Raw genomic sequence first — 2920 nt, forward strand, 5'->3', positions numbered from 1 at the left:
AGCACGAGCAGGACGGCAAGCAAGCAAGGCGGAACCACGGGTCAGTCTTTGGATCATGATGAATTCTCTTTAGCGCGCGTCCCGCCGTGCATGACGGGACGCGCTGGCTGCTCTTTCGGCGTTGCCGGCCTTATGCGTGAGGTTGCGTGACGGGCGGCGCGTTCGGGTCGATATGCTGCGTGCTCACCGGCGCTTCGTGCGGCGCGGCGGAGTGCAGCGTCTTGCCGCCCAGCGAACGCAGCAGCACGTAGAACACCGGCGTCAGGAACAGGCCGAACAAGGTCACGCCCAGCATCCCGAAGAACACAGCGACCCCCATGGCGTAGCGCATTTCCGAACCGGCGCCGGACGACAGCACCAGTGGCACGACACCCATGATGAACGCGATGGACGTCATCAGGATCGGGCGCAGGCGCAGGCGGCTGGCTTCGATGGCGGCTTCCAGCGGCGTGCGGCCGCTCATTTCCAGCTCTCTTGCGAATTCCACGATCAGAATCGCGTTCTTCGCCGACAAGCCCACCAGCACCATCAAGCCGATCTGCGTGAAGATGTTGTTGTCGTTGCCCGTCAGGTAGACGCCCGTCAGCGCGGCCAGGATGCTCATCGGCACGATCAGGATCACGGCCAGCGGCAAGGTCAGGCTTTCATACAGCGCGGCCAGCACCAGGAACACCAGCAGCACGCTGATCGGGAACACCCACAAGCCGGCATTGCCCGCCAGGATCTGCTGATACGTCAGGTCGGTCCATTCGAACTTCACCCCGCGCGGCAGCGTTTCGGCGGCGACGCGCTCGGCCGCGGCTTGCGCCTGATCGGACGAGAAGCCAGGGGCCGGACCGCCGTTGATGTCGGCGGCGGTGTAGCCGTTGTAGCGCACCACCATTTCAGGCCCGAAGGTTTGGTTGACCGTCACCAGCGACGACAGCGGCACCATGTCGCCCGCGGCATTGCGGGTCTTCAGCTGCAGGATGTCGTCGGCGTGGGCGCGGAACGGCGCATCGGCTTGCGCACGCACCTGGAACACCCGGCCGAAGCGGTTGAAGTCGTTGACATACATCGAACCCAGGTAGATCTGCATGGTGTCGAAGACGTCCGTCACGGGCACGCCCAGCTGCTTGGCCTTCACGCGGTCCAGGTCCACATCCAGCTGCGGCACGTTGATCTCGTAGCTGGAGAACGACGGGCCCAGTTCGGGCGTCTGGCGCGCCTTTTCCAGGAAGGCCTGCTTGGCCTTATCCAGTTCGGCATAGCCCAGCGCGGCGCGGTCTTCCAGTTGCAGCTTGAAGCCGCCCAGCGTGCCCAAGCCCAGTACGGGTGGGGGCGGGAATACGGCGATGAACGAGTCCTGGATCGTCGCGAACTTCTGGTTCAGCGAGGCCGCGATGGCGTTGCCGGACAGCGCGGCGTCCTTGCGTTCACCAAAGGGTTTGAGCGTCACGAACACGATGCCGGCGCTGGAGCTGTTGGTGAAGCCATTGATCGACATACCCGGGAAGGCGATGGCGGATTGCACGCCGGGTTCCTTCAGGGCGATGTCGCTCATGCGGCGGATCACCGCTTCCGTACGGTCCAGCGACGCGCCGTTGGGCAGCTGCGTGAAGCCGATCAGGTACTGCTTGTCCTGCGCCGGCACGAAGCCGCCGGGCACCAGGTACGACACGCCGATCGTGGCGGCCACCAGCACCGCGTACACGCCCATCGCGCTGGCCTTGCGGCGGATCACGCCGGACACGCCCGAGCCGTAGGACTCGGACGCGCGGCCGAACATGTTGTTGAACCAGTTGAAGAAGCGGCCGAAGACGCGGTTCATGCCACGGGTCAGCCAGTCCTGCTTGTCGTGATGGCTTTTCAGCAGCAGGGCCGACAGCGCGGGCGACAGGGTCAGCGAGTTGATGGCCGAGATCACCGTGGAGATGGCGATGGTCACCGCGAATTGCTTGTAGAACTGGCCCGTCAGGCCCGTCATGAAGGCCAGCGGCACGAACACGGCGCACAGCGTCAGCGCGATGGCGATGATGGGGCCGCTGACTTCGCGCATGGCGCGGTAGGTCGCGTCGCGTGGACTCAAACCCGCCGCGATGTTGCGCTCGACGTTTTCCACCACCACGATCGCATCGTCGACCACGATCCCGATGGCAAGCACCATCCCGAACAGCGACAAGGCGTTGATGGTATAGCCGAACACCAGCATCAGCGCGAACGTGCCCACGATGGAGACGGGCACCGCCAGCAGCGGGATGATGGACGCGCGCCAGGTCTGCAGGAAAAGGATCACCACCAGCACGACCAGCGCAATGGCTTCAAGCAGCGTGTGCACCACGGCTTCGATACTGGACCGCACGAACTGCGTGGGGTCGTATTCGATGCGGTATTCCACGCCCGGCGGGAAGTCTTGTTCCAGCTCGGCCATCGCGGCGCGGATCTGGCTGGAGACATCCAGCGCGTTCGAGCCCGGCGATTGCATGATCCCCATCGCCACTGCCTGCTTGTTGTCCAGGAGCGACCGCAGGCCGTATTCCTGGGCGTCCAGCTCCACGCGAGCGACGTCGGACAGGTGCGTCACGGCGCCGTCGGGCGAGGTCTTCAGGATGATGTCGCGGAACTCTTCTTCGCTTTGCAGGCGGCCGCGCGCATTCACGTTCAGTTGCAGCGGCACGTCGCCTTGCGTAGGCGATGCGCCGATCACGCCGGCGGCGACCTGCACGTTCTGTTCGCGGATGGCGGCGACTACTTCCGACGCGGTCATGCCGCGCTGGGCGACCTTTTGCGGGTCCAGCCAGACGCGCATCGAGTAGTTGCCTGCCCCCCACACCGCCACTTCGCCCACACCCGTGATGCGGGCCAGACGGTCCTTGACGTTCAGGATCGCGTAGTTGCGCAGGTAGGTGATGTCGTAGCGGTCATTGGGCGAGATCAAGTG

1 protein-coding gene is annotated in these 2920 nt (G+C 64.7%); it reads right to left on the reverse strand.

Translation table 11 applies throughout. From position 1 onward, the window contains the following. Positions 1-130: 130 nt before the first annotated feature. Positions 131-2920: efflux RND transporter permease subunit (locus A9976_RS12290; RefSeq protein ID WP_183019249.1), on the reverse strand; the 2790-nt coding region annotated here is incomplete at its 5' end.

The sequence above is a fragment of the Delftia sp. UME58 genome, assembly GCF_014170385.1.
GTDB lineage: Bacteria > Pseudomonadota > Gammaproteobacteria > Burkholderiales > Burkholderiaceae_C > Comamonas > Comamonas acidovorans.